Annotated in this window: 27 protein-coding genes; 9 read left to right on the forward strand and 18 right to left on the reverse strand. The window is 71.0% G+C overall.

The window, feature by feature from the left end; translation table 11 throughout:
• The first annotated feature begins 300 nt into the window (after positions 1–300).
• On the forward strand, positions 301–1,554 hold the full coding sequence (locus IEZ13_RS43555) for a helix-turn-helix domain-containing protein (RefSeq protein WP_183227551.1): 1,254 nt from the start codon (positions 301–303) through the stop codon (positions 1,552–1,554).
• A gap of 4 nt (positions 1,555–1,558) precedes the next feature.
• Here IEZ13_RS43555 and IEZ13_RS43560 read toward each other — a convergent pair whose 3' ends face one another.
• The 7 genes from IEZ13_RS43560 to IEZ13_RS47300 are packed head-to-tail and all read right to left on the reverse strand — an operon-like array spanning position 1,559 to position 5,109.
• The gene (locus IEZ13_RS43560) at positions 1,559–1,786 is read right to left on the reverse strand and encodes a DUF4177 domain-containing protein (RefSeq protein ID WP_183227550.1); all 228 of its coding nucleotides are present in this window, start codon (positions 1,784–1,786) and stop codon (positions 1,559–1,561) included.
• Positions 1,787–1,798: 12 nt separating this feature from the next.
• Positions 1,799–2,383 carry a GrpB family protein gene (locus IEZ13_RS43565; protein WP_183227548.1) on the reverse strand — a complete coding sequence of 195 codons (585 nt, stop codon included), beginning with the start codon at positions 2,381–2,383 and terminating at the stop codon, positions 1,799–1,801.
• A gap of 38 nt (positions 2,384–2,421) precedes the next feature.
• Positions 2,422–3,183 (reverse strand): maleylpyruvate isomerase family mycothiol-dependent enzyme, encoded by a 762-nt coding sequence (locus IEZ13_RS43570; RefSeq protein WP_183227546.1) that lies wholly within the window; start codon positions 3,181–3,183, stop codon positions 2,422–2,424.
• A 23-nt stretch (positions 3,184–3,206) separates the two neighbouring features.
• On the reverse strand, positions 3,207–4,052 hold the full coding sequence (locus IEZ13_RS43575) for a hypothetical protein (protein ID WP_183227544.1): 846 nt from the start codon (positions 4,050–4,052) through the stop codon (positions 3,207–3,209).
• On the reverse strand, positions 4,049–4,363 hold the full coding sequence (locus IEZ13_RS43580; RefSeq protein WP_183227543.1) for a PadR family transcriptional regulator: 315 nt from the start codon (positions 4,361–4,363) through the stop codon (positions 4,049–4,051). Before IEZ13_RS43580 ends, IEZ13_RS43575 begins: the two co-directional genes overlap by 4 nt.
• A 45-nt stretch (positions 4,364–4,408) precedes the next feature.
• Entirely contained in the window at positions 4,409–4,807 is a 399-nt protein-coding gene (locus tag IEZ13_RS47295; RefSeq protein ID WP_229795754.1) for an aminotransferase-like domain-containing protein, read from the reverse strand.
• Between the two features lie 47 nt (positions 4,808–4,854).
• The gene (locus IEZ13_RS47300) at positions 4,855–5,109 is read right to left on the reverse strand and encodes a GntR family transcriptional regulator (RefSeq protein WP_229795755.1); all 255 of its coding nucleotides are present in this window, start codon (positions 5,107–5,109) and stop codon (positions 4,855–4,857) included.
• A gap of 64 nt (positions 5,110–5,173) precedes the next feature.
• On the opposite strand from IEZ13_RS47300, the gene IEZ13_RS43590 reads away from it, so the two are divergent.
• Positions 5,174–6,340 carry a trans-sulfuration enzyme family protein gene (locus IEZ13_RS43590; protein ID WP_183227541.1) on the forward strand — a complete coding sequence of 389 codons (1,167 nt, stop codon included), beginning with the start codon at positions 5,174–5,176 and terminating at the stop codon, positions 6,338–6,340.
• Here IEZ13_RS43590 and IEZ13_RS43595 read toward each other — a convergent pair.
• The gene (locus IEZ13_RS43595) at positions 6,327–7,109 is read right to left on the reverse strand and encodes a PhzF family phenazine biosynthesis protein (RefSeq protein WP_183227539.1); all 783 of its coding nucleotides are present in this window, start codon (positions 7,107–7,109) and stop codon (positions 6,327–6,329) included. The two genes, IEZ13_RS43590 and IEZ13_RS43595, sit on opposite strands and share 14 nt — an antisense overlap.
• 93 nt (positions 7,110–7,202) lie before the next feature.
• On the opposite strand from IEZ13_RS43595, the gene IEZ13_RS43600 reads away from it, so the two are divergent.
• From IEZ13_RS43600 to IEZ13_RS43620, 5 genes are all read left to right on the forward strand, one after another.
• Entirely contained in the window at positions 7,203–7,424 is a 222-nt protein-coding gene (locus IEZ13_RS43600) for a hypothetical protein (protein ID WP_183227537.1), read from the forward strand.
• Between the two features lie 90 nt (positions 7,425–7,514).
• The gene (locus IEZ13_RS43605) at positions 7,515–8,123 is read left to right on the forward strand and encodes a TetR/AcrR family transcriptional regulator (RefSeq protein ID WP_183227535.1); all 609 of its coding nucleotides are present in this window, start codon (positions 7,515–7,517) and stop codon (positions 8,121–8,123) included.
• 15 nt (positions 8,124–8,138) lie between these two features.
• Complete coding sequence (locus IEZ13_RS43610; protein WP_183227534.1) at positions 8,139–10,559, forward strand: MMPL family transporter; 2,421 nt, start codon at positions 8,139–8,141, stop codon at positions 10,557–10,559.
• 610 nt (positions 10,560–11,169) lie between these two features.
• Entirely contained in the window at positions 11,170–12,213 is a 1,044-nt protein-coding gene (locus tag IEZ13_RS43615; RefSeq protein WP_183227532.1) for a sensor histidine kinase, read from the forward strand.
• Positions 12,214–12,221: 8 nt separating this feature from the next.
• Positions 12,222–12,986, forward strand: coding sequence for an ArsR/SmtB family transcription factor (locus IEZ13_RS43620; protein WP_183227530.1), 765 nt, complete (start codon positions 12,222–12,224; stop codon positions 12,984–12,986).
• Positions 12,987–13,019: 33 nt separating this feature from the next.
• On the opposite strand, the gene IEZ13_RS43625 is transcribed toward IEZ13_RS43620, so the two are convergent.
• Complete coding sequence (locus IEZ13_RS43625; RefSeq protein ID WP_183227528.1) at positions 13,020–13,565, reverse strand: hypothetical protein; 546 nt, start codon at positions 13,563–13,565, stop codon at positions 13,020–13,022.
• A gap of 35 nt (positions 13,566–13,600) precedes the next feature.
• A complete protein-coding gene (locus IEZ13_RS43630) occupies positions 13,601–14,098 on the reverse strand; it encodes a hypothetical protein (RefSeq protein ID WP_183227526.1) in 498 nt (165 codons plus the stop codon).
• Positions 14,099–14,753: 655 nt separating this feature from the next.
• Between IEZ13_RS43630 and IEZ13_RS43635 the strand changes: the two genes are divergently transcribed.
• Positions 14,754–15,074 carry a MerR family transcriptional regulator gene (locus IEZ13_RS43635; protein ID WP_183227524.1) on the forward strand — a complete coding sequence of 107 codons (321 nt, stop codon included), beginning with the start codon at positions 14,754–14,756 and terminating at the stop codon, positions 15,072–15,074.
• Positions 15,075–15,329: 255 nt separating this feature from the next.
• Complete coding sequence (locus IEZ13_RS43640; RefSeq protein WP_183227523.1) at positions 15,330–15,533, forward strand: cold-shock protein; 204 nt, start codon at positions 15,330–15,332, stop codon at positions 15,531–15,533.
• A 99-nt stretch (positions 15,534–15,632) separates the two neighbouring features.
• Here IEZ13_RS43640 and IEZ13_RS43645 read toward each other — a convergent pair whose 3' ends face one another.
• The 8 genes from IEZ13_RS43645 to IEZ13_RS43680 are packed head-to-tail and all read right to left on the reverse strand — an operon-like array spanning position 15,633 to position 23,925.
• Positions 15,633–16,319: an SDR family oxidoreductase gene (locus IEZ13_RS43645; RefSeq protein WP_183227521.1), complete on the reverse strand. Its 687-nt coding sequence runs from the start codon at positions 16,317–16,319 to the stop codon at positions 15,633–15,635.
• On the reverse strand, positions 16,319–17,143 hold the full coding sequence (gene iolB, locus IEZ13_RS43650) for a 5-deoxy-glucuronate isomerase (RefSeq protein WP_183227519.1): 825 nt from the start codon (positions 17,141–17,143) through the stop codon (positions 16,319–16,321). The genes IEZ13_RS43645 and iolB overlap by 1 nt, the downstream gene beginning before the upstream one ends.
• Before the next feature lie 14 nt (positions 17,144–17,157).
• On the reverse strand, positions 17,158–18,297 hold the full coding sequence (locus IEZ13_RS43655) for a glycoside hydrolase family 88 protein (RefSeq protein ID WP_183227517.1): 1,140 nt from the start codon (positions 18,295–18,297) through the stop codon (positions 17,158–17,160).
• 21 nt (positions 18,298–18,318) lie between these two features.
• Complete coding sequence (locus IEZ13_RS43660) at positions 18,319–18,945, reverse strand: ferredoxin-NADPH reductase (protein ID WP_183227515.1); 627 nt, start codon at positions 18,943–18,945, stop codon at positions 18,319–18,321.
• Entirely contained in the window at positions 18,942–19,826 is an 885-nt protein-coding gene (locus IEZ13_RS43665) for a carbohydrate ABC transporter permease (RefSeq protein WP_183227513.1), read from the reverse strand. The genes IEZ13_RS43660 and IEZ13_RS43665 overlap by 4 nt, the downstream gene beginning before the upstream one ends.
• Positions 19,826–20,731 carry a carbohydrate ABC transporter permease gene (locus IEZ13_RS43670; protein WP_183227511.1) on the reverse strand — a complete coding sequence of 302 codons (906 nt, stop codon included), beginning with the start codon at positions 20,729–20,731 and terminating at the stop codon, positions 19,826–19,828. Before IEZ13_RS43670 ends, IEZ13_RS43665 begins: the two co-directional genes overlap by 1 nt.
• Before the next feature lie 60 nt (positions 20,732–20,791).
• On the reverse strand, positions 20,792–22,081 hold the full coding sequence (locus tag IEZ13_RS43675; RefSeq protein WP_183227509.1) for an ABC transporter substrate-binding protein: 1,290 nt from the start codon (positions 22,079–22,081) through the stop codon (positions 20,792–20,794).
• Positions 22,082–22,083: 2 nt separating this feature from the next.
• Positions 22,084–23,925 carry a DUF2264 domain-containing protein gene (locus IEZ13_RS43680; RefSeq protein ID WP_229795757.1) on the reverse strand — a complete coding sequence of 614 codons (1,842 nt, stop codon included), beginning with the start codon at positions 23,923–23,925 and terminating at the stop codon, positions 22,084–22,086.
• Positions 23,926–24,096: the final 171 nt, after the last annotated feature.

Raw genomic sequence — 24,096 nt, forward strand, 5'->3', positions numbered from 1 at the left:
CGGCCGCCTGAATCCGCTCGGCGTCACGCCATACCCGCGCCGCCTTCACCCGCCGCCACCGCAGGTGGCGCCACACCTTGGTCAGCATCATCGCCCTCCGGAGAGTCGGAGAGCGGCGGGCCCGACAGCCCCTCAAGCCTGTGGAGGGAGGCGTCTCACGACCTCGAAGCGCCCGCCGTCGCTTCATTCAGCGTCGCGATCACCCGGCAGGGTTGGAAGCCGAACCGCGTTGCCAGACGGGGCGGCGGCAGGTCGGCAACGTCGGCAACACTGGACGCACGTAAAGCACAGGGGGCACCTGTGGAAACGTTCGGATCGGCCCTACGCCTCCACCGTGAGGCCCGCGGCATGTCGCTGCGCGCCCTCGCCAAACTCGCGCTCATCGACGCCGGCCACCTCAGCCGCATCGAATCCGGCGACCGGCCGCCACCCGGCGCGCCCACGATCGCCATGCTCGACGACAAACTCGGCACCGGCGGCGCCCTGGCGGCCATGCTGCACCAGCCATGGATCCGCGACGGCGGCCGGTGGCGGCCCGAGGACAGCGAACGACTCGCGGAGGACCTGGGCGCCGTGAAGCCGACCGCCGAGAACGCGGCGCAGCTGGCCCACCAGTGGCTCATCGCTGAACCACCGCAGGTCACCGAGTCCCGTAATGGCCGGCGAATCGGCATGGGCATGGTCCGCCGGGTCCAGAAACGCGTGCGGCAACTTCGGCTCCTCGACGACCACGTCGGCGGCACTGACACGTACGCCATGGTCACCGCCGAACTCGCCGCCACCATCGGCCTGCTCCGTACCCGGTCGTACCCCGACGAGGTCGGCCGACTGCTACTCATCGCGGTCGGGGAATTGGCGCAGCTCGCCGGATGGACCAGCTCGGATGCCGGCCGGTACGCGGAGGCGGAACGGATCTACCTTCTCGGCGTACGGGCGGCGCACGCCGGCGGCGACACGGCGCTGGCCGCGAACAACCTCTCGTCGCTGGCCTATCAGGTCGCCAACGTCGGCGACCCGCGTCGGGCAGTCGACCTCGCCCGATCTTCCTATGCCGGTGCCCGCCACACCGCCACCCCGAGGACCCGCGCACTGCTTGCCGAGCGAGTGGCATGGGCGGCGGCCCGCGCGGGTGACGCCCAGGCCGCAGACAAGGCACTCTCCCGTGTCGAGAAGGACTACGACGGCCATCAGCCCGCAAACGAGGATCCGGATTGGGTGTACTGGCTGACGCCGGACGAGGTCGAGGTGATGGCCGGTCGGGTGTGGGCGGAGACTCGGCGCCCACTGCGGGCGGTGCCGATCCTGGAGCGGGCGATTGCCGGGTACGGGGAGGAAACCGGCCGGGAGACGGCGCTGTACCAGTCGTGGATGGCCGAGTCGCTGGAGCAGGCCAACGAGGCGGACCGGGCTGCGGCTGCGGCGACGAAGGCGTTGCGGTTGTCGCGTCAGGCCGGCTCGGTGCGGGCCGATGACCGGATCGGCCTACTCCGCCGAAAGCTGCGACGGCACCGCGGTAACGACCTGGTCGACGCGTTCCTTGAGGAATCCGCCTGACGGGTCAGCGCTGGGCAGGGCGCTTCAGGGTGTAGACGATGTTGCCGAAGCCCCAATAGGCCGACCCGTGTGCCGGGGTCTCGGCCGCCACGACCTCCCAGCCGTGGCGGCCGACCTGGTTGAGTGCCGCGATCGGGTGGTCGGCCTGCATCGGTTTCTCGCCTTCGGCGCCCATCCAGTTGATCGTCGACCGGTTCTTGACGATGATCGCGGCGTACTCCCAGACAACCATCGCGTGATGGTATTACCCGCGGTGGGCGAACACCCGGGCGAGGATCTCGTCGATGACGTCGTTCTTGGACAGGGTGTAGCCGTCCGGGTCGGCGGCGAGCCGGCGTTTGGTGATGGCATACAGATCGCGGTCGGCGGGATGGCTGCGCAGCCAGTCGCGCAGCAGGCGGTGGCGGATCGGCTCGGGGGCGTCCGGTGGCCACACGTGCAGGTGGACGTCCTCGGCCGCGCTGATCAGCATGCGGTGGCCGTGCCACCAGGGTTCGCGTAGCAGCAGGCGGTAGCCGGCCCGCTCCAGGGAGGGCACGTAGGCGCTCTCGTCGCCGGTGTCGGCCAGAAGCAGGTCGACGTCGATGATCGGCTTGGCGGCCAGGCCGGGCACCGAGGTGGAGCCGACGTGGTCGATGCTCAGGATCCGGTCGCCGAGGGCCTGCCGGATCCCGTCCCGGGCGGACGTGTAGCGGTCCACCCAGGACGGATCGTACTCCTCGATGACGATGGTCCGCCACCGCTGTGGTGGCTCGCCGATCAGGGCGGTGGCGGTCTGTTCGGGGGTGCCGTGGAAACGCTCGGTGATCTCTCGCGGGTACTCGGCCATCTCTACCTCCGTCGATAGCAAAGTCCGCCAGAATACGGCTACTCCTCGGGATCCCAGGCGAGGAGGAGGTCGAACACGCCGGCGTCGCCGTCGATTTTCAGCTCGGCCAGCGGGATCCGGCCGTAGAGGGCCAGCACCAGCTCGGAGGCCGTCGCCCGCAGGGAGGCACCGGCCGGGGCCTCATCCGGCTCGACAACACGGACGCCGTCGGCGGCCAGCGTGAGGCGCCAGGTGCGGCCCTCGGTGGCCTGGTAGTCGACTGCGACCGGCTGGTACGGCCACCGGTACGGCCCGGCGCAGCAGGTGGCCAGGAACTCGTCGACCCCGTCGAGCGCCACCTCGCCCGGCAGCGGCTGCGGGGCGCCGGCGGTGAGCTGCGCGTCGTACGTGTGCACCGCCACCTCCTGGAGCTGGTGCCGGGCGACCGCGCCGGCCGTCTGCGGTGACGCGGACACGTCCCACCACGTCCAGCAGCCCCGGTCCGGGCCGGCCTCCCGCAGCGCGTCCGCGAGAATGCGCTTCGAGTCGGCCAGCCAGGACAGCAGAGCCCCGCGCTCGCCGGGCGCCTCACTCTCCCAGACCGAGGCGTCCGGCGGGGTGTCGGCCGGTCCGGCGGCGACGGTCGCGGCCCAGCGGCGGCGCCCCTCCCCCACGTGGCGTGCCAGGTCGAACAGTGTCCACTCGGGGCAGGTCGGCACGGGGGCGCCGAGGTCGGGAGCGGCGGCGATGGCGGCCCGGAACGCCTCCGTGCGCTCGTCGAGCAGGCGGATCAGGTCGGGGAAATCCAAGATCTGGGACACGCCACTTTACTATCAGACGCGCCTCAAATCAGGGCACGCCGGTGGCCGACGGCGGCCGCGGCGAGCAGGAGCAGCCATGGAACGGCGGTGACCGCGAGGCCGTACACGATGGATCCCCCGCCGACCACCGCACCGGCCGCGACCGCCGTGACGTGGGTGAGGAAGTTGCACAGCGCGAGCGCCGCCACCGCGAGCGGAACCCGCGGATCGACGGCCGACCAGGCCAGACCGATCACGATCAGGACGAGCATGGCCTGCTGCTGGATGAAGAAGCTGGTCCACAGCACCGTGCCGGCCCCGGTCGGCAGGATGACGATCGCGAACGGCAGAAGGGCCATCCAGAGGTACGGGCTGGAGCGTTCCCGCCGCGGGCCGAGGTTGACGGCCAGCACCAGCAGCGCGGCGACCGGCGCCGCCCAGAACCCGTCGTTGAGGTAGGAGCCGCTGCGTTCCAGCGCGACGAGCGCGGGGCCGACGGCGAGCACCGAGGCCACGGCCGACAGCCGGTACGCGCCCCGGGCCAGGGCGAACAGCGCCGTCACGTGCAGCACGAGGGCGGCCAGGCCGGCCACCGCGTACTGGGCGAGGCCGAGCGGGGTGCCGACGATCGCGGGCACGTCCAGCGGCAGGGAGGTGAGCACGTCGACCGCGGCGGCGTAGAGCAGCACGGCGAGGGCGGCGAGGCGGATCGGCGAGCGGTCCAGACCGTACCCGGCGCGGGCCCGTAGCGCGCCGAGGACCAGGGCGGACGTCTCCCGCATGGTGGGCGGCTGGCCGGATTGCAGCAGGGTGTCGAGGATCTCGTCGCGGGGCGAGCGGGCCGGGTAGAGGCGGACCAGGCGGGCGTAGCGGCGTTCGATGTGGTTCATGCGGGGCGCACCACCGAACGGGTCAGGGGCACGATGCGGGCGGCTTCGGCGTACACCCGGGCTTGTTCGTGAAGGGCCGCCTGGCCGTCCGGGGTCAGCTCGTAGGACCGGCGGGCTCGCCCGTTGACGATTTCCTCGCTGGCCACCCGGATGTGGCCGGCGGTGGTGAGCCGGTCGAGGGCGGTGTAGAGGGTGCCGGTGGCGAGGCGGACCCGCCCACCGGACAGTTCGGACACCCGTTGGATGATCGCGTACCCGTGCAGCGGCCCGTGTTGCAGGGCGGCGAGGGTGAAGTACGTGGTCTCACGCATGCACGAGACTATACGTAGTTAGACGACATATGACGAGACCCGAAATCAGACGGCGATGGCGGGTAGGGACACCGGGACACGCTCACCGCTGTAGCCCTGCCAGGCCTGCGCCAGCGCGGAGACCGCGGCGGTGATGTCGGCGGGGGAAGCCACGAAGGGCAGTCGCAGCCGGTCGTGGCTGCCGCCGGTGGGGTCGAGCTGACCGCCGGGCAGGACGGCGACCCCGTGGCGGAGCGCGGCCTGTGCGTAGGCGGCGGCGTCACCGTACGGGAGGCGTACCCAGAGGGTCTGACCGCCGGAGGCGGGCTCGAACGTCCACGACGGAAGCCGTTCCCGCAGCTCGGCGCAGAGATGATCGTGGCGGTGGCGGAGCGTTCGGGCGCGGGCGGCGGCCAGCGTGGACAGATCGCCGACCAGATGGGACGCGGCCAGCTGATCCAGCACGCCGCTGCCCAGGTCGTGGACCGCCTTGAGCCGCGCCAGCCGGTTGATCAGCGGCGCCGGGGCTGCCGCCGGACCAGCCGGCCCTCGTCGCGCAGCAGGTCGTAGGCGGCGACCACGGTGGTGCGGCCCGCCGACAGCGCGGCGGCCAGCGCCCGGTCGGTGGGCAGGCCGGTGCCGGGCGGCAGTTCGCCGTCGTCGATCAGGGCGCGCAGCCGGGCGGCGAGCAGCAGGTAGAGCGGGCCGCGGCCGGCGGACCAGCGTCCGAGGCGGGCGGCCAGCTCGGTGACCGAGATTGGACTCATCGGCAAACCAATGTAGCGGCATTGGCTCTGGCCCGGGGACCCGCCCGGAGCACAGGATCGGGGCATGCATCCGGAAACCCGCCTCGTCCACGTCCACGCACCGGTTCCGGCCAGCACCCCGCTGTCGGTGCCGCTCTATCAGACGTCGTCGTTCGCGTTCGACGATCCCGGCCCGCTCGCCGACGGACTCCACCGGCCGGACGGCTCCTACGTCTACTCCCGGTTCGCCAACCCGACCGTACGGGCCCTCGAGGAGACCGTGGCCGACATCGAGGGCGGGGTGGCCGCGATCGCCACCGGCTCGGGGATGGGCGCGATCTCGACGGTGCTGCACGGGCTGCTGCGCACCGGCGACCACGTGATCGCCCAGCACACCCTCTACGGCGGCACGCTCGCCACGCTGCGTGACCTGTCCGACCGGTTCGGCATCGACGTCACCTACGTGACCGGGCACGACCCCGAGGAGGTTCGGGAGGCGATCACCCCGCGTACCCGGATCCTCTATCTGGAGACCGTCGCCAACCCGACCGGCCACGTCAGCGACCTGCCGAACCTGGCGCCGGTCGCCCGGGCCGCCGGGATCACCACGATCGTCGACAGCACGTTCGCCACCCCGATCCTGTGCCGGCCGATCGAGCACGGCGCCGACATCGTGATCCACTCGGTGACCAAGTTCCTGGGCGGCCACAGTGACGTGACCGGCGGCATCGCGGTCTTCGCCGACGACGAGCGCTACCGGACGGTGTGGGGGCACGGTGTCGAGTTCGGCTCGGTCGCCGACCCGTTCGCCGCCTGGCTGACCATCCGCGGCCTCCAGACGCTCGCCCTGCGGATGGCCCGGCACGAGGAGAACGTGACCCGGATCGCCGGGTTCCTCAGCGGACATCCGGCGGTCGAGCGGGTGCTGTGGACCGGCGCCGCGGACCATCCCAGCCACGCGATCGCCCGGACCTTCGTGCGCGGCTTCGCCGCACCCTTCTGCTTCGACCTCGCCGGCGGCTACGACGCGGGGTTGCGCTTCCAGCAGGGGGTACGGCTGGTGCGGCTGGCACCCTCACTCGGCGGTACGCAGACGCTCGTCCTGCATCCGGCCAGCAGTTCCCACCGGCAGCTCGACGAGAAGCAGCTGCGGGAGGCGTCGATCAGCCCCGGCACGATCCGGATCGCGGTCGGCATCGAGCACCCGGAGGACCTGATCGCCGACCTGGACCAGGCGCTCAGCGGATCCTGACCGTCCCGCCGATCCGGGTGGTGCGGCCGTCGGTGCTGGCCAGGACGGTGGACGGGCGGCCCAGGGCGTCACCCTGACGGACCTGGACGGTGTCGCCGCGGCCGGTGGCGTACAGGTGGGCGGCCAGGCAGCCGGAGCTGTTGGCGTTGGCGACGTCCTCGTCGACGCCGATCGCCGGGGCGAACATGCGGGCGGTCACCGCGCGGCCCGGCCCGAACGCCCAGACGAAGCAGCCGAGCAGGTCCCGCTCACGGCAGGCCGCCGCCAGCCGGGCGGACTCGGGCGTCATCGACGTCACGGCCGCCACGTCCGGTACCTCGACGAGCAGGCGCGGGGTGCCGGGCGACGCCACCGACAGCCCGATCACGGCCGGCGCGCCGAGGGCGGCCAGGACCCCGGCCGCCGCGTCCGGGGCCGACAACGACACGGCGCCCTGGTCGTACCACACCTCGATGCCGTCCGGCCGCCACGCCGCGTCGGCCACGTGCGGCCGGTCGCCGGTCCGGTGCCGCAGCCGCTGCTCCGGCAGGCCGCTGCGGGACAGCAGCACGGCGTGCGCCGCCAGGATCCCGTGGCCGCAGTTGCGCAGCTCACCCGTACCGGTGAAGAAGCGCATGTGCGGCACGGAGAGGAACGCGCCGTGCGAGGCCCCGCTGTCCCGGACGATCGCGCATCGGTCCTCGTCGCGCAGCGACGGATCATCGTCGACCACGACGGTCGGGCTGCCACCCGTGCCGTCGCGGGTGCAGGCGTCCACCATGGTGAGCATCCCGCAACGGTATCGATCCCTGGTGTTTCCATTCTGTCCCGATGGGCACAGAACGGGTGGCGGACATTCACGACCGTTTGAGGAGACCCCCCGATGGCAGGCAACGAGCACGAGGTCAACCGCAGCGCCAAGAGCGGGCGGTTCGTCAAGGAGAGCACCGCGAAGCGGCAGCCGGAGACCACCACCACCGAGACCGTGGGCGGCGGCGAGGACCGCGGCGAGCGCGAGGTCAACCGCAGCGCGAAGACCGGCAAGTTCGTGACGGACACGACCGCGGACCTGCACGCCTCCACGACGGAGACCCAGAAACTCTGAATCCTCCCCGGGACGACCGCCCTCCGCGACCTTTCGCGGAGGGCGGTCGTCGTTTGCACTTAGTGCAACGATGCACCTAGTGTAGGCGGCGTGACGAACGTGCCCATCGATCGCCGGGCCGCGCTGAAGGCACGCCACCGCCGCGCGATCCTCGATGCCGCCGACTCCCTGATCGGTGAGGGGGTCCGGTTCAGCGTCGACCAGCTGGCCGAACGCGCCGACGTCTCCCGGCGCACGATCTTCAACCACTTCTCGTCGATCGACGACGTGGTCACCACCGTGTGCACCGAGATGCTGGGCGTGGCGATCGGCCGGTTCCGCAGCACGGTCACGTCCGGGGAGCGGGCGTCGATGTTCGACGACGTGGCCGAGGCGCTGCGCGACACCGACGTGCCGGGCGTCATCGCCTACCTGTGGCGGGCCCTCGGCGGTTTCGCGCCCGGCGACCCACGGGCCAACCAGATCTTTCTCGCCACCTTCATGCGGGCCTCCGAGGAGATGGCCCGCGAGCTGGCCCACCGCTACCCGGACGTGGATCCGGTCGACGCGGCCATCCTGGTCAGCTCCCTGATGAACGGCACCGTCGTGATCGCCACCCACTGGATCGGCGTCACCTCCGCGGCGACCGACGACGAGTCCCGCGACCTGTGGTGCGACCTGCTCGAACGGCTCATCGCAACCGTCCGCACCGGCTATTAGAAGGAACGAAGCACATTGGCCGAGCTTCTCTACCGCCTGGGCAGGTTCTCCGCCCGGCGTGCCGGGATCGTCCTGGCGTCCTGGCTCGTGATCCTGGGGATCGCGGTGACCGGCTACCTCACGGCCGGCGGCGCCCTCTCCCCGATGGTCGACATCCCGGGCACCCCGACACAGAAGGTGAGCGACCGGCTCGCCGAACGGCTGCCGGCCGTCAGCGGCGGCAGCGGCCGCCTCGTCTTCCACACCCCGGACTCCTCGGCGCTCACCGAGGAGCAGCGGGCCGCGATCAGCGCGCTGCTGACATCGACCGCCGAACTGGACGGCGTCCGGTCCACGACCGACCCGTTCGCCATCGCGCAACAGATCGCCGACCGGCGGAAACAGGTCGCCGACGGGGTGCGGCAGATCGACGCCGGCCGGCAGCTGCTCGACGAGGGTCAGGGCCGGCTGAACGGGGCGAAGGGCGTCAAGCTCGACCCGGCCACTCAGGCGCAGGTCGACCAGCAGCAGGCCCTGCTCACCGAGAAGCGCGCCCAGCTGGAGATGGAGAGCGCCAAGCTGGACCGGGGCCGCAAGCTGCTGGCCATGTCGGCGCCGATCCGGACGGTGACGGCCGACGGCTCGACCGCGGTGGCGCAGGTGCTGTTCGAGAAGCCGCAGCTGGACGTCACGCCCGAGGTCAAGAACGGCCTCATCGAGCACGTCGGCGGCAATGTGCCGGCCGGGGTCGAGGTGGAGTTCTCCAACGAGATCACCCAGGAGGTGCCGCAGATCCTCGGCGTCGGCGAGGTGGCCGGCCTGGTGATCGCCGCGATCACGCTGCTGGTCATGCTGCGTACGCTGGTCGGCGCCGCCCTGCCCATCCTGTCCGCGCTGACCGGTGTCGGCATCGGCGTGACCGCGGCGCTGTCGCTGTCCGGTGTGGTGGAGATGCTGTCGATCACCCCGGTCCTCGGCGTGATGCTGGGCCTCGCGGTCGGCATCGACTACTCGCTGTTCATCCTGAACCGGCACCGCCGCCAGCTTCTCGCCGGTGTGGACTTCCACGAGTCGATCGGCCTGGCCAACGGCACGTCCGGAAACGCGGTCGTGTTCGCCGGCGCCACCGTGCTGGTCGCCCTGCTGGCGCTGAACGTGACCGGCATCCCGTTCCTCGGCCTGATGGGCACGGTCGGCGCGATCTGCGTGGCGGTCGCCGTGCTGCTCGCCGTCACCCTGACCCCGGCGCTGCTGTCGCTGATCGGCCGCCGCGTCCTCAACCGCGGGGCCCACGCGCAGGCCGCGTTCGACAACAGGCCGATGAGCACCGGCCGGGCGATCCTGACCGTGGTGGGCCTGACCGCCGCGCTGGTGGCGGTCGCGATCCCGGCGCTGTCCATGCGGCTGGGCCTGCCGGACGGCTCGTCGGAGGCCAGGGAGTCCACCCAGTACCAGGCCTACCACCTGACCGAGGAGCGGTTCGGCGCCGGCGTGAACGGCCCGATCCTGGTGGTCGCCGACCTTGCGGCCCCGCTGGCAGGCGACGCCCAGCAGGCCGAGCAGGTCCGCATCGGCACGCTGCTGCTGGCGCAGAACAACGTCACCGCGGTCGCCCCGATCGGCGCGTCGGCCGACAACACCACGCTCGCCTTCCAGGTGATCCCGGACGGCGGCCCGAACAGCTCGTCCACCGAGCAGCTGGTCCGCGACCTGCGCGGCCTGTCGCCGATCTCCGGTGACGTGACGTTCGGCGTGGCCGGCACCGCGAGCGGCAACATCGACATCTCGGAGAAGCTCGGCAAGGCGCTGCCCGGCTACCTGGGCCTGGTCGTCGGCCTCTCGCTGATCATCATGATCTTCGTGTTCCGGTCGATCCTGGTCCCGCTCACCGCGACGCTCGGCTTCATCCTGTCGCTGTTCGCCACGTTCGGCGGCGTCACCGCGATCTTCCAGTGGGGCTGGCTCGGCGCGATCTTCGGCGTCCACGACCCCGGCCCGGTGCTGAGCTTCCTGCCGACCATCCTGATCGGCATCCTGTTCGGCCTGGCCATGGACTACCAGCTGTTCCTGGTCTCCGGCATGCGCGAGGCGTTCGCCCACGGCGCTCCCGCCCGGGTCGCGGTCCGGCAGGGCGTCCACGCCGGTCGCACGGTCGTCACCGCGGCCGCGATCATCATGATCAGCGTCTTCGGCGGGTTCATCTTCTCCAACACGGCCATCATCCGGTCGCTCGGTTTCGGCCTCGCCTTCGGCGTGCTGGTCGACGCCTTCCTGGTCCGCATGCTCCTGATCCCGGCGATCATGCACCTGCTGGGCGACTCCGCCTGGTGGATCCCCCGCTGGCTGGACCGCATCCTGCCCGACGTGGACGTCGAGGGCGCCGCCCTGGAACGCTCCCACCCGGTCGTCCACCACGCGGAACCCACGGCCCCCTCGTCAGAGCCGGCCCTCCGCTGACCCACTCCCGCGACTTCCCCCTGTGCCGCCGGTCACGGCCGCCCGCTTACCGGTCACCCCGACCGGATGGTCGCCGGTTCCACGAGGGCGGGTGGCCGCACACGGTTACGACATCGGGTGCGCCCACCCGGCACATGGCCGTGGTGGCCGCGCACGCGACGTATTTCGTGTGCGGCCACCACGGCTTCGACCGCCCCGACGTGTGCTCCCACCCACGTTGAAGGCCGAACGTGTGCGCCCGCCCGCCGGGAAGGCCGACTTCGTGCGGGCGCCGGTCCTGGCGGACCGTGGAGCATGACCGGCGGCAGAGGGAGGGTGGTGGCGACCGGCCGGGCCCGCCCGACCACCGATCTGAGCCCGGTGGGCGTGGCAAGGGCGTGACCGGGTACGGCGCGATCCCGTTGCTGCTGACCTTCGTGGTCGTCCCGGTGGCGATCGGTGTGGCGATCGTCCGGTACGAGCTGTTCGACATCCGCCTGGTGGTCTCCCGGACCCTGGTCTACTCCGCGACGGTGCTGGTGCTGATCGGGGCGTACGCCGGCCTCGTCGCCGCCTGTCGCTGGTCATCGCGGAGCGGTCGCACCGCGGGGTTCCGGTCAGTGCCGCGCTGGTGGTGGCGTTCGTCGTCAACCCGGTCCGGCTGCGGATCCGGCGGCTGGTCGACCGGGCCTTCTACGGTGGCCGCGCCGATCCGGCCGGCACCGCCCGGCACGTGGCCGACGGGTTGCGGCGGTCGGACGAGCTGACCGGTGTGCTGGAGCGGGCGCGTGACGCGCTGCGGCTGCCGTGGATGGCGCTGTCGCGGGCCCCGGACGGCGCCCGGCTCGCCGAGGCCGGCGCCCGGGGCCGGGGAGCGACAGCCGCCGTCGACCTCGACTATCGCGGCGGGACGGTCGGTGTGCTGCACGTGGAGCTGCGGCGCGGGGAGACCGTCCTGCACGGCGCCGACCGGGGGACGCTCGAACTGATCCGCATCCCGCTGGCGATCGCGCTGCATGCCACGGCGCTGGCCGGCGAGGTGCGGCGGGCGCGGGCGGCGACCGTGGAGGCGGCGGTGGTGGAGCGGGTGCGGCTGCAACGGGAGCTGCACGACGGGCTGGGGCCGACGTTGACCAGCATCGCGTACCGGGCGGACGCGGCCGCGAACACGGTGCTGCGGGATCCGGCGTCGGCCGGCCGGTTGATGTCGGAGATCGGCGCGGAACTGCGCGGGGCGATCGCCGGGGTCCGCGACATCGTGTACGGGCTGCGGCCCATCGAACTGGACGACCACGGGCTGGTCGGGGCGATCCGGCAGCGGGTGGCGGCCGCCGAGGGGGTGACGATCACGGTGCAGGCCCCGGAGACGCTGCCCGAGCTGTCGCCGGCGGTGGAGCTGGCCGCGTACCGGATCGTCATGGAGGGCATCGCCAACGTGCGGCGGCACTCCACGGCCGGCGGTTGCGCGGTCACCGTGGCGGCGAACGGTCGGCTGGAGCTGACGGTCGCCGACGACGGCGTCCCGCCGGAGTCGTGGCGGCCCGGCGTCGGCATCCGGTCGCTGCGGGAGCGCGCGGAGGAGCTGGGCGGCACGGCGAGCGCCGGTCCGGTCGACGGCGGCTGGGCGGTGCGTGTCGTGCTGCCCTTGACAACATGCAGTCAACTGCCTGCATAATGCAGGTCATGGACCTGGTGTTCAAGGCACTCGCCGATCCGACGCGCCGTCGGCTGCTGGACAGCCTCCGGGAGGAGGACGGTCAGACCCTCGGGCGGCTGTGCTCGCGGCTGGCGATGACCCGGCAGTCGGTGACGCAGCATCTCGAGGTGCTGCGCGAGGCGAACCTGATCAGTGTCGTCCGGCGCGGCCGAGAGCGATGGCACTACCTGAACCCGGTTCCCATTCACGAGTTGCAACAGCGATGGATCGCCCCGTTCGAGCAGCCCCGGCTGGGTGTGCTCGAGGCGATCCGGCGACAGGCGGAGGAGACCCGGATGAAACCCGATTTCGTGTATGTGACCTACATCCACGCCACCCCGGAACGGGTGTGGGAGGCGCTGACCGATGCCGACCTGACCGGCGCCTACTGGGGGCACAGCAACGTGTCCGACTGGAGGCCCGGCTCGCCGTGGGAGCACCGGCGGGTCGACGGGTCGGGGGTGGCCGACGCCGGCGGTGTGGTGCTGGAGGTGGAGCCGCCTCGCCGGCTGGTGATGACGTTCGGGGAGGCGGGCGCGGCGGCCCGGCCGGATTCGTCGACCGTGACGTTCCTGGTGGAGCCCTATCACGACATCGTCCGGCTGACCGTCACCCACGTGAACCTGGCGACCGACGACGACCTGGCGGCCGTGTCGCTGGGCTGGCCGGCGGTCATGGCCAACCTGAAGTCGCTGCTGGAGACCGGCCGGGTGCTGCCGCAGGCGCCGTGGGAGGTGCCCGCGAGCCTTTAGCGCCGCCGTCCTCGCCGCTCACCCCGCCGGGTCTCACGGCCGGTTCCGCGCCTGGGTTCGCCGGGCTCCGCGCGCCACCTGGTGCCAGTAGGCCGCGTGGTCGCTGGTCTCCCGCACGATCACCTCGGGTGCGGGTGGCGCCGGCCACAGCGCCAGCAGATAGCGGTCCGGCCTCGGGTCGTCGTCGAACGCGCTGTTCCGTTCGGCGCCCTCGTCCATCCCCTCGGCGCAGAACCGGACCCGTAGGCTGTCCGCCCGGGGCAGCGTCAGGCGCACGAACTGCTCGAACGCGCACAGCGCGACCTCGGTGCCCGGCGGCTGGTAGGACACCTCCACCACGTCCTCCCACCATGGATCGACCGGTGGCTCGCTGTCATGCCAGTCCACCCGGAACGGAACCCGCCCGGTGTGCAGCCCGGTGATCATCGACAGGATGCCCGGCGCGGCCGCACCGAGGATGCCGTTGCGCTGCCCGGCCCGCGCGCTGATCAGCTCCGGCCAGTCCGACCCACCGACCAGCCAGAGGAACCGGTAGTGAACGCTGATCTCCCCGTCGAACAGCACCGCGGCACCGCTCACCCGATCCTCCCTCCAGAGCGACCCCACCGCATGATCTAGTGGCCCGGCCGCTTCGCCTCATGCTCGCGAACGAGGGCCTCGATCTCCTCCTCGGTCGGCTCCCGGAAGTAGTCGAACGGCGCCACCGACACGCCCTCGACCACGCTCCGCTCATCGTCATCGGACGCGGTCGGGTCGATGTCCCGGGCAGTCCGGGAACCCATCGAGAAGATCGCGAACCCGGGCACGAAGCTGAACCCGATGTCGAACGGCTCGGCGCGCAGCCCCCGCTCGGCCAGCTCGGCGACCACATCGTCCATGAACCGGCCGGTCAACTGGACGCCCTCGAAGAACACCTCCTCGCCGCCGTCGGCGATCTCCACCAGCTCGACGGTGTCGTCGGCGTGGTAGCTGATCACCAGCATCGGGTCGGTGTCGTAAACGGCCCGCCTGCCACGGCCCGGATGCACCGGTGGGCCGACCCGGCTCTCCACCACGTCACGGGTCTCGCCCACCTTGGCCAACGCCACGCCCTCACCCGGCAGAATCTCCATGCCGAGGATGATGGCACCCCCCTCTGACATTCTCGGTCCCGCCGACGCCTGCGCGTCCCCGCACCGGCAACGCCTATGACCCCGTCGGGCCAGCGGCACGGCCCGGAAGCCGTGATCCTGCGCCGAGAAAATCTGGTCTCCCGAGACTAGACATTCTCAGTGGGCCTGGGTAATGTTGCCCCCGTTGACGACAGGAATCGGTTGAAGACGCTGACGTGACACGCCGAGCGCCAAAGAAGGGCCCGGAATTTCTCGCGGCTCGCTCGGTGCAACCGCAGGCAGGGCCGATGCAGGTTCGGGCTCCGCCTGATGCAGCAAGGGATCCGCCGCACATGTGCGGGCCGTGAAGTCGCGTGTGGTTCCGACATCGGCGGATCTCACCGTTGGTAGTGAACGAAGAGGAAAGGGAGGGCTGGACGCCGTTGGATCGCCCGCCGTCAGGACGTAGTTCCAGTTCTGAGGTGGACACCGTTGTCCCATCGAATGTGAGGTGGTCTCCGGTCACGCTTATGCGATCCTCGCGCCCGACGTCGCCGATAGCGGCACGGTGCGGAAACGAGAACCCGACGAACCTGTCGGTAGATGGTGTGTTCAACCCGTAACCCTGGGCCCCGGCGCAAGTTGCGCCGGGGCCCTCGATCATGAAGAGGTATGTATGGCCCAATCCGACGACATGCTCAACGACGACGACTACCCCGCCTACACCATGGGCCGCGCCGCCGAGATCGTGGGCGCCTCGCAGGACTTCCTTCGCCGCCTCGACGAGGCGAAACTGATCATCCCGTTCCGCTCGGCCGGCGGACACCGCCGCTACTCCCGCTACCAGCTGCGCCTGGCCGCACGTGCCCGGGAGATGGTCGACCAGGGCACCGCCCTCGAAGCCGCCTGCCGGATCATCATCCTCGAGGACCAGCTCGAAGAAGCCCTCCAGCACAACCGCGACCACCAGTGCCGCCAGCAGGCCGGCACCGCCTGACCCACGCCGCACGGTCCTTCTCCACCATGAGAAGGGCCGTCTGTCACACCCGAAGACCCGGAGCCGCCATCCGTTCTGTGCTAGGGTCTCCTCGTTGCAGTTTTGATTTCCGTAGACGTTGCCGGCGCCTGATGGGGTTATCTGAACCCGCCCAGGCGCTTTTTCGTTTGTCGTGTCGGTTCCGGCGCGGGTGATCAACGCGGCGGCGTAAGAGTCCGTACACCGCGGTCTCCAACAGCCTTCGAAGGAGCAGATATGGCTACCGGTATCGTGAAGTGGTTCAACAGCGACAAGGGCTTCGGCTTCATCGCCCAGGACGGCGGCGGCCCCGACGTCTTCGCCCACTTCTCCGCGATCGCGTCGAGCGGCTTCCGCAGCCTCGACGAGAACCAGCGGGTGGAGTTCGACATCACCCAGGGTCAGAAGGGCCCGCAGGCGGAGAACATCCGCCCGCTCTGATCCCCGTTCTACGGACGCACCGGCCCGACTGGTTCAGCGGGCCGGTGCGTTTCGTTTTCAGCCGGTGGTAGGCCCGCTGATCTGCTCCCCGTGAGCGGGTCAGCGGGCCAGCCATCCCCCGTCGACCGGGATGACCGCGCCGTGGACGTAGCGGGCGGCGTCCGAGGCGAGGAAGACGACCGCCCCCTTGAGGTCGTCCGGGGTGCCCCAGCGCCCGGCCGGGATGCGGTCCAGGATGCCGGGCGCACGCTCCGGGTCGGCCCGGAGTTCGGCGGTGTTGTCGGTAGCCATGTAGCCGGGCGCGATCGCGTTGACGTTCACCCCCCGCCCGGCCCACTCGTTGGCGAGCGCCCTGGTCAGCCCGAGGATGGCGTGTTTCGACGCGGTGTAGGCCGGCACCCGGATGCCACCCTGGAAGGACAGCATCGACGCGATGTTGATGATCTTCCCGTGTCCCTGGGCGAGCATCACCCGCCCGGCCGCCTGGCTGAGGTGGAACGCCGCGTCCAGGTTGACGCTGAGCACCTCGTCCCAGTCCGCGCCGGTCACCTCGGCGGCCGGCGCCCGCCGGATGATCCCGGCGTTGTTCACCAGGATGTCCAGCCGCCCCAGCTCCGATACGTAGGAGTGCAGGTCCGCCGTACGAAGATCAAGGGTCTTGCTGTCGACGGCGACGACCGAGGCGCCCGCGGCGGTGAGGGCCTCCGCGCACGCCCGGCCGAGACCGCGGTTGCCGCCGGTGACGAGGGCGACCCGCCCGTCCAGCCGGAAGCTGTCCAGGACCATCAATGCCCCAGGTCACGCAGCATCGGCACGGTCTTGGTCACCCAGGACAGGTCGGTGTCCTCGTGGGCGCCCTGGGTGCGCTGTGTCCCGGCGAGGAACCACAGGTAGTAGGTGGTGTAGCCGGGCGCGCTGACCACGGTGTGGTATCCCTCGGGCATCATGTGGACGCCGTGGTCGCGGACGGTGAAGTTCTCCTCGTACCCCTCGTCGGTGTACATGCGGCAGATCCCGAAGCCGCCCGCCGGGGCGACCCGGAAGTAGTACATCTCCTCGTGTGCGGCCTCCGCGGGCAGGTTGTCGTTCTTGTGCCGGTGCGGCGGGTAGGTGCTCCAGTTCCCGGACGGGGTGAAGGTCTCCCCCACGATGAGCCGCCGCGCCGGCAGGGTGGGCTGGGCGATCTCGGTGAGGATCTGGTGGTAGCCGCGCCCGAAGTTGGCCGCGCCCCACCGTCCGGAGGCGACCTGGCCGGGTTCGATGACGTACGGCGCGGTGGCCAGGTCGCTGGGCGCGCTGGGCAGGGCGATTTCGACCGGTGCAACCGCTTCGATGGTGACGTCGCTGCCGTACGGGATGTAGACCGAATGGGGTTTGCCGGAGAACACGTTGGCCCGGCCCCCGACGGCGGCGAACTTCTCCCCGGCGACGGTGAAGTGTGCGGTGCCGCCGAGGATGACGGCGAGGATCTCCCGGCCGCCCGAGTGTCCCGACCAGGTCTCGCCGGCGCCCAGTCTGAGCAGCTGGAAGTCGAGCAGCGAGCACGGGTTGAACGGCAGCGAGTTCGCCCCGTTCTCGGCCGGGACGTAGCAGTGGTAGCGGTAGTCCATGAGAGAGGTGCTCCTTACCAGGGGTGGGTCCAGCCGGGACGGGTGGCGCGGGTGAGGGCTTCCAGGTAGAAGTAGTCGCCCCACAGGTTGCCCTCGTCGACGCCGACGTCCTTGGGCTTGTCGTAGACGCCGTGCAGCAGCAGCGCGTTGGAGTCGGGCCGGGTCAGGGTCGAGTAGCCGTCGATCAGCGACCGCAGGATGCGCCCGGCCTCGGCGCGGTAGCGGTCGGCCCGGTTCGGGACGGCGGCGGCGAGTTCGAGGAGCCCGTTGACCGCGATAGCGGCCGCGGAGCTGTCGCGTTCCTCGCCGGTGGCCGGGTCCTTCGAGAAGATCAGATCCCAGTGGGCGACGCCGTCGGCGGGCAGGTGGGCGAGAAAGTAGTCGGCGCAGCGGACCGCGGCCGCCAGCAGGGTGGGGTCGCCGGTGTACTGGTGGTTGAGGGTGAAGCCGTAGATGCCCCACGCCTGCCCGCGCGCCCAGCAGGACTCGTCGGCGCTGCCCTGTTCGGTCTCGCCGCGCAGGGGTTCGCCGGTGGCCGGATCCCAGTAGAAGGTGTGGTAGGTGGTGTCGTCCGGGCGCAGGATGTGATCCCGCAGCTGGGCGGTGTGCCGGCGGGCGGCGGCCGCGTAGCGCGGGTCGCCGGTGGTGCGGCTGGCCCAGAACAGCAGAGGGGTGTTCATCAGGCTGTCGACGATGGTGCGGCCCTGCTGTCGTGGGTCGGCGAGGTCGCCCCACGCCTGGATGATGCCGGCCGACGGCAGCACCCGGCTGAGCAGGTGGTCGGCGGCGGCCAGCGCGGCCCGCTTGGCCTCCGGGTCACGGCCGCGCCGCCAGGCGGTGACGCACGACAGCGTGTAGAGGAAGCCGAGGTCGTGGGTGTCGAGGTCGACGCCGCGGTCGATCCGGTCGGTGAAGCCGCGCACGTGGGCGGCCGCCGCCTTCCGGTAGGTGTCGTCGCCGGTCAGGTCGTGGGCGAGCCACAGCATGCCGGGCCAGAAGCTGGTGGTCCACCCGGTGTTCGCCGGCCGCGGACTGTACCGGCCGTTCTCGGTGGTGTCACCCGGGTAGCGGTCGCCGAAAGCGGCGAGGTTGGCGTCGATGGTGCGCAGGGCGGCGGTCACGGCAGTTCCGGTCTGGTCGGCGATCGCCGTCATGGTGTCCTTCCGTTCGGTGGCTCATGCGGTCAGGGCGGGGGCCAGCGTGAATCGACTGTTGGCCCAGACGACGTACAGCAGTGGGGCGGCCGCGACACCGATGGCGAGCGCCGGGCGGGCCGCCAGCAATGCCTCGAAGACGGCCAGCACGGTGAGTGAGAAGAGACTCAGATACCAGCGGCGCACCGCGAGGTAGACGCCGACGCGGGCGGCGTCGCGCAGCCGGACGGCTGGTCGTTCAGCGAGCAGGACCAGCACGAGCAGTGCGGTGACGGCGATCAGCGTCATGGCGACGACGATCAGCGGCAGCACTACCGCGCCGATCGGCCTCCCCCAGGCCCACCGGGCGTCCACGCCGAGGACCAGCAGCGCGGCCGTGGCGACACCTCCGGCGGTCAGCGCGCGCCGCGCCGACCCGCGCCAGGCCCGCCAGAATCCCAGGACCACACCATCGGGGTACGCCCTGAGCACGGTGAACGTGGCTACCAGCGCGGGAGCTCCGAGCGGCGCGAGCAGCACCAGCAGCGGCCACGTACGCCCGGGGTCGCTGGCCAGCAGCACCGCGAGCAGCGGCGAGCAGGCCACCGCGAGCAGCAGGTTCGTCGTCAGCGCGAGGTGGGCGCCCCGCAGGATCCGGGCGGCGGTCATCCTTTCAGCCCCGTGGTCGCGATGCCCTCGACGAAGTAGCGCTGCCCGGCCAGGAAGATCACCAGGATCGGCAGGACGGACAGCACCGAGCCCGTCATGATCAGCGCGTACTCGGCGTTGTACTGGTTGATGAACGACTTGAGGCCGAGCTGGATCGTCCACAGGTCGGGGCTGCGCAGGTAGAGCAGCGGCCCGAGGTAGTCGTTCCAGGTGGTGACCAGCGTGATGAGGGTGAGGCTGGCCAGCGCCGGAACCGACAGCGGCAGCATGATCCGGCGGTAGATGCCGTACTCGCTCATGCCGTCTATGCGGGCCGCGTCGATCAGCTCGTCCGGGACGGTCTCGTAGAACTGTTTCATCAGGAACACGCCGAGCGCGCCGAACGCCTGGAGGGCCACGATCGCCCACAGGGTGTCGGTGAGCTGGAGTTTCGACATCATCACGAACTGCGGAACCATGTACGACTGCCAGGGCACGGCGAGGGTGCCGATGTAGGCGAGGAACAGCACGTCCCGGCCGGGGAAGCGGACCTTGGCGAAGCCGTAGGCCGCGAAGCTGCCGGTGAACACCTGGAGCAGGGTGACCACCGCGGACAGCAGGACGGTGTTGCCCAGCCACGTCGTCATGTCGGACTTGGACCAGATGTCGAGGTAGTTGCTCCACACCGGATCGGTGGCGATCCACTGGACCGGGACGGTGAAGACGTCGTTGTTGCTCTTCAACGACGACATGACCATCCAGTAGAACGGCAGCAGCACCACGACGGCGGCCACGCCGAGGGTGAGGTAGCCGAGGACCCGCCGGCCTCCGGACAGCCGCCGGACCGGCTGGAGCTCGTCGTCGGCGACCCGGGACGGCGGGGTTTGCAGCAGGGTGGTCATCAGGCGCTCCGGCGTTTGTTGACGACGAACTGGACGACCGTCACCACGAAGCAGATGGCGAACAGCACGACCGAGACCGCGGACGCGTAGCCGAACTGGTTCTCCTCGAAGCCCTTCTGGAAGATGTACTGCGACAGCACCAGGGTGGACTGGCCGGGGCCGCCGTCGGTCATCACCAGGATCAGGTCGAGGACCTTGAAGCTCTCGATGGTGAGCAGCACGGTGATGAAGAAGGTGGTGTGCCGCAGCCCGGGCAGGGTGACCGCCCGGAACCGCTGCCAGGCGCCGGCGCCGTCGACGAGCGCCGCCTCGTACAGCTGGGCCGGGATGGTCTGCAACCCGGCGAGGAACAGCAGCATGTAGTAGCCCATGTAGCGCCAGGTGCCGACCACGATGACGGCCGGCATCGAAGCGTCCGCCGAGGTGGTCCAGCCGGGCGGATCGTCCACGCCGATCCACCGCAGCACCTCGTTGACCGGCCCGAACCCGGGGCTGAACAGCATGTTCCAGATCTGGGCGATGGCCACGATCGAGGTGATGTAGGGGAAGAAGGCGACCGTCCGGAAGAAGGCCACCCCGCGCAGCCTCCGGTTGAGCAGCAGCGCCAGCCCGAGGGAGACGCCGAGGGTGAGCGGGATGTGGAAGGCCGCGTAGTAGAGGGTGTTGCGCAGCGCCGTCCAGAAGCTGGCGTCCCGGGCCAGCTGCCGGAAGTTCTCCAGCCCGGTCCAGGTGGCGCCGCCGAACACGTCCCACTCGGTGAACGCGTAATAGAACAGCAGCGCCACCGGCACCATCGTGAGGATCACGAAGCCGGCGAAGTTCGGCAGCAGGAAGGACCAGCCCACCGCGGTGTTGCGCGCGACGACCCGGCCGCGCCGGCGGCGGGTATCGGCGATCGTCGTCATAGGTGTCGGCTCCCGTTGTCGGACCGTGGGCCCGGCGCGTGTGCCGGGCCCACGGGAGGATCACTTGCTCAGGACCTCGTTCTTGGCCCGGTCCTGTGCCTCGGTGATGGCCGCGTCGATCGGCTTGCTGCCGGACAGCACGGCGGTGTGCAGATCCTTCAGGACGTTCTGCAGCGGCGCGGTGTACTTGGAGACCGGGTTCTCCGGCTTGGTGTCGTGGGTGGTGAAGGTGAACTTCGACAGGTCGTCGGTGGGCGCGCCCTTGAGCGTGAAGATGGTGTCCACGGCGGTGGCGGTGTCGGCGGGGGTGACGCCGATGCCGGCGAGCGCCTTGGCCGCGTCGGCCGACGCCGCGTAGGCCAGGAAGCTCTTGGCCGCCTCGATCCTGCTTTCGCTGATCTTCGGGTTGATGCCGAGGCCGGTCGGGTCGGCGAAGGTGACCGGGGTGGCCGACGTGCCGGTGGTCGACTTCGTGGCCTGCGGGGCCGGGGCGATGCCCCACTCGAAGGTGTCGGCGTCGCCCTTGGCCTGCTGGCTGAGCAGGGTGGCGATGTACCAGGTGCCCATCGGCATCATGGCGGCCGACTGCTTACCGAACTGGGCCTGGTAGGTGAGGCTGTTGGTGGTGGCGTCGCCGAAGCTGACCTGCGCTCCGGCGGCCTGGAGGGCGAGGGCCTTCTCGTAGTAGGGCTTGAGGAACCCGAAGTCGCCGCTCTGCAGGTCGGCGCCGGCGGTCTGGCCCAGCGCGAAGCCCTGCGAGGTGGACTGCCAGGTGTGCTGGTAGGTGCCGAGCGCCTTGTCGCCGGCCGCCTTCAGCTTGGTGGTGAGCTCCTTGGCCACGGTCCCGTAGTCGTCCCAGGTCCAGGAGCCGTCCGGGTGCTTGACGCCGGCCTTGTCGAACAGCGCCTTGTTGTAGAACAGCACCCACGAGTCCTGCCGGTAAGGGATGGCCCACGTCTTGCCGTCGACCTGGTAGGAGCTGAGGCCGCCGACGCCGGAGCCGAGCTTGCCGGCCACGTCGGACACGTCCAGCAGCTGCTTGCCGTTCTGGTAGGTGTAGAAGTTCTTCAGGTTCTTCTGCACGTAGATGTCGGGCGCCTTGCCGGCGGCCAGGTCCGCGATCATCTGGGTGTCGTAGTTGGCGGCGTCGTACTCCTTGAGCTCGACCGCGATGTCCGGGTGGGCGGCGCGGAAGCCGTCGGCGAGTGTCTTGAACTCCGGGGTCGTGGCCAGGCTCCACCCGGCCAGGGTGAGGGTGACCGGGCCGGACTCCTCGGCGTCGTCTCCGCCGCACGCGGAGGCGGAGAGGGCCAGCAGGAGCGCTGAGAGGGCGGCGAGGGAGCGCTTCATTCCTACTCCTCTATGTCGATACGGGTGTGTGTGAGGACGGCGTCGGGCCAGACGGCCCGCACCTGTTTTCCGTGGATCTCGACGCGGCAGGAGGTCTCGTGCCGCTCGCCGCTGAGCTCGACCAGGACGGCGATCCAGGTGCCCGGTCCGGGGACCGGGAGGTCGAGCCACGGCACCCGGACCGGATCACCGAGCGGCCCGGCGTCGTGGTGCTCGCTGATGCCGGCGATCGCGTCGTCGCCGGTCAGTGGGGTGAGCCGGGAGATCAGGGTGCCGCCGGTGACCGGCCAGCCGCCGATCCGAAGCCGCACGGCCGCGGGCTCGGCGTCGTCCACGTGGACGAGCCGGATCTCCCACGGCCCACGGACCAGGGAGAACGTCGTGATCCGGCCGGCCCGGCGCAGCTTGCCGGGGCGGCCGCCACCGTGGTCACGGCCGGGCGGATCCGGATCCAGCCAGTGCGCCTCGGCCACCGACCCGGCAACCCCCAGACCCTCTTCGATCCGTACGCCGAGCGTGCGCATCCCGGTGCGGTGTGACCGGCGGCCGGCCGGGTCGGCCAGGACGACCGACTGGTCCTCCGGGTCGGTCCAGCCGCTCTCGTCGAGCACCGGGGCGGTCGCCGTCGAGTAGCCGAGCCGGGCGTACAGCGGTGAGTCGCCGCCGGGCACGCCCGGCTCACCGTGGTCGGTGCCGTGGTTGACGACGCGGACGATGCCGTCGGCGCGGGTGCCGGCGATCAGCCAGCCCGGGGCGCGGACGGCGTGCAGGACGTCGCCGGTGTCGATCGGCAGCGGCTCCGCGGGCGCGGCCCACACCGGATGGTCGGCCGGGAGGGCGACGCCGAGCAGGCCTTTGCTCGCCCAGTACGGCGAGCCGGGGCCGGAGTAGGACTGGGCCAGCCGGGGCCACGGCCGGCGCCAGCCGAGGGTGAGCAGGTCGCCGTCGCCGGTGAAGTGCCCGACGACGCGGCCGGCGGCGTGCCGCAGCCGCCCCGGCGCGTGGGACGGCACCCCGGCCAGGACACCGGCCCAGAACGGGGCGGCGGCCGCGAACCGGTAGATCAGGCTGCGGCCCTGCAGCAGCGGGGAGCCGTCGCCGCCGGTCAGGGCCAGCGCGTCGGTGAGGAACCGGTCGAGACGGGCCACGTCCTGCGGGCGGGGGCCGTCGACGCCGGCCATCCGCGACCACAGCACCGGATAGAGGTGCAGCGCCCAGCCGGCGTAATGGTCGAACGCCCGCGAGGAGCCGTCGGAGAGCCAGCCGTCCGCGCGCCGGAACGTGTCGTGGGTGGCGAGGTCCTCCTCCATCTCCGCCGTCGAGTGCGGCCCGCCGACCGACCGCAGGAACGTCTGGACGACCAGGCGGAACCAGACCCAGTTGATGCGCGGATAGGTGTCGTCGCCGACCGCGGGTGACAGGTAGTCGACGATCCGCTCCTGGACCGCGTTGTCCAGCCGGTCCCAGATCCAGGGGCGGGTCATGTCCAGGATCAGGGCGATCGAGGCCGCCTCCACCTTGGCCTGCCCGTGTTCGTCCAGGCGGACCCATCGCTCGGTGGGCGGCGACGCCGGATCGGTCCCGGCGGCCAGGCCCTCGGCGTAGCGCTCGGCCAGGTCGCCGAGCCCGCGGCCGTTCTCCCCGGCCAGGCGGAACCCGGCCAGCAGGAAGGTGCGGGCGAAACCCTCCAGGCCGTCGATCGCGCGACCGTATCCGCCCTCGGCTCCGGGCAGGGTGATCAGCGCGTTCCGCGGCGAGGAGTGCCGGGAGGCGGCGGCGAGGAGGCGGTCGGCGAACCCGGTCCAGTCGGAACGGGTGACGAGGGCAGCGGTCGAGGGTGGCACGTCACGCTCCGAAGTCGGTCGGACGGAACCTGTGATCGGTTTCCGGGAAGTAAAACGCTCACAAACGAGCATGTCAATGAGTTCTTCGCTCACCGATCGCCAAAAGTGATCGGACATGACCCTGACCTGCGCTTATCCGCAAAGTGGCGGCGCTCATCGTCCACCGGGAAC

Source organism: Actinoplanes campanulatus, assembly GCF_014647795.1.
GTDB classification, from domain to species: Bacteria; Actinomycetota; Actinomycetes; order Mycobacteriales; family Micromonosporaceae; genus Actinoplanes; species Actinoplanes campanulatus.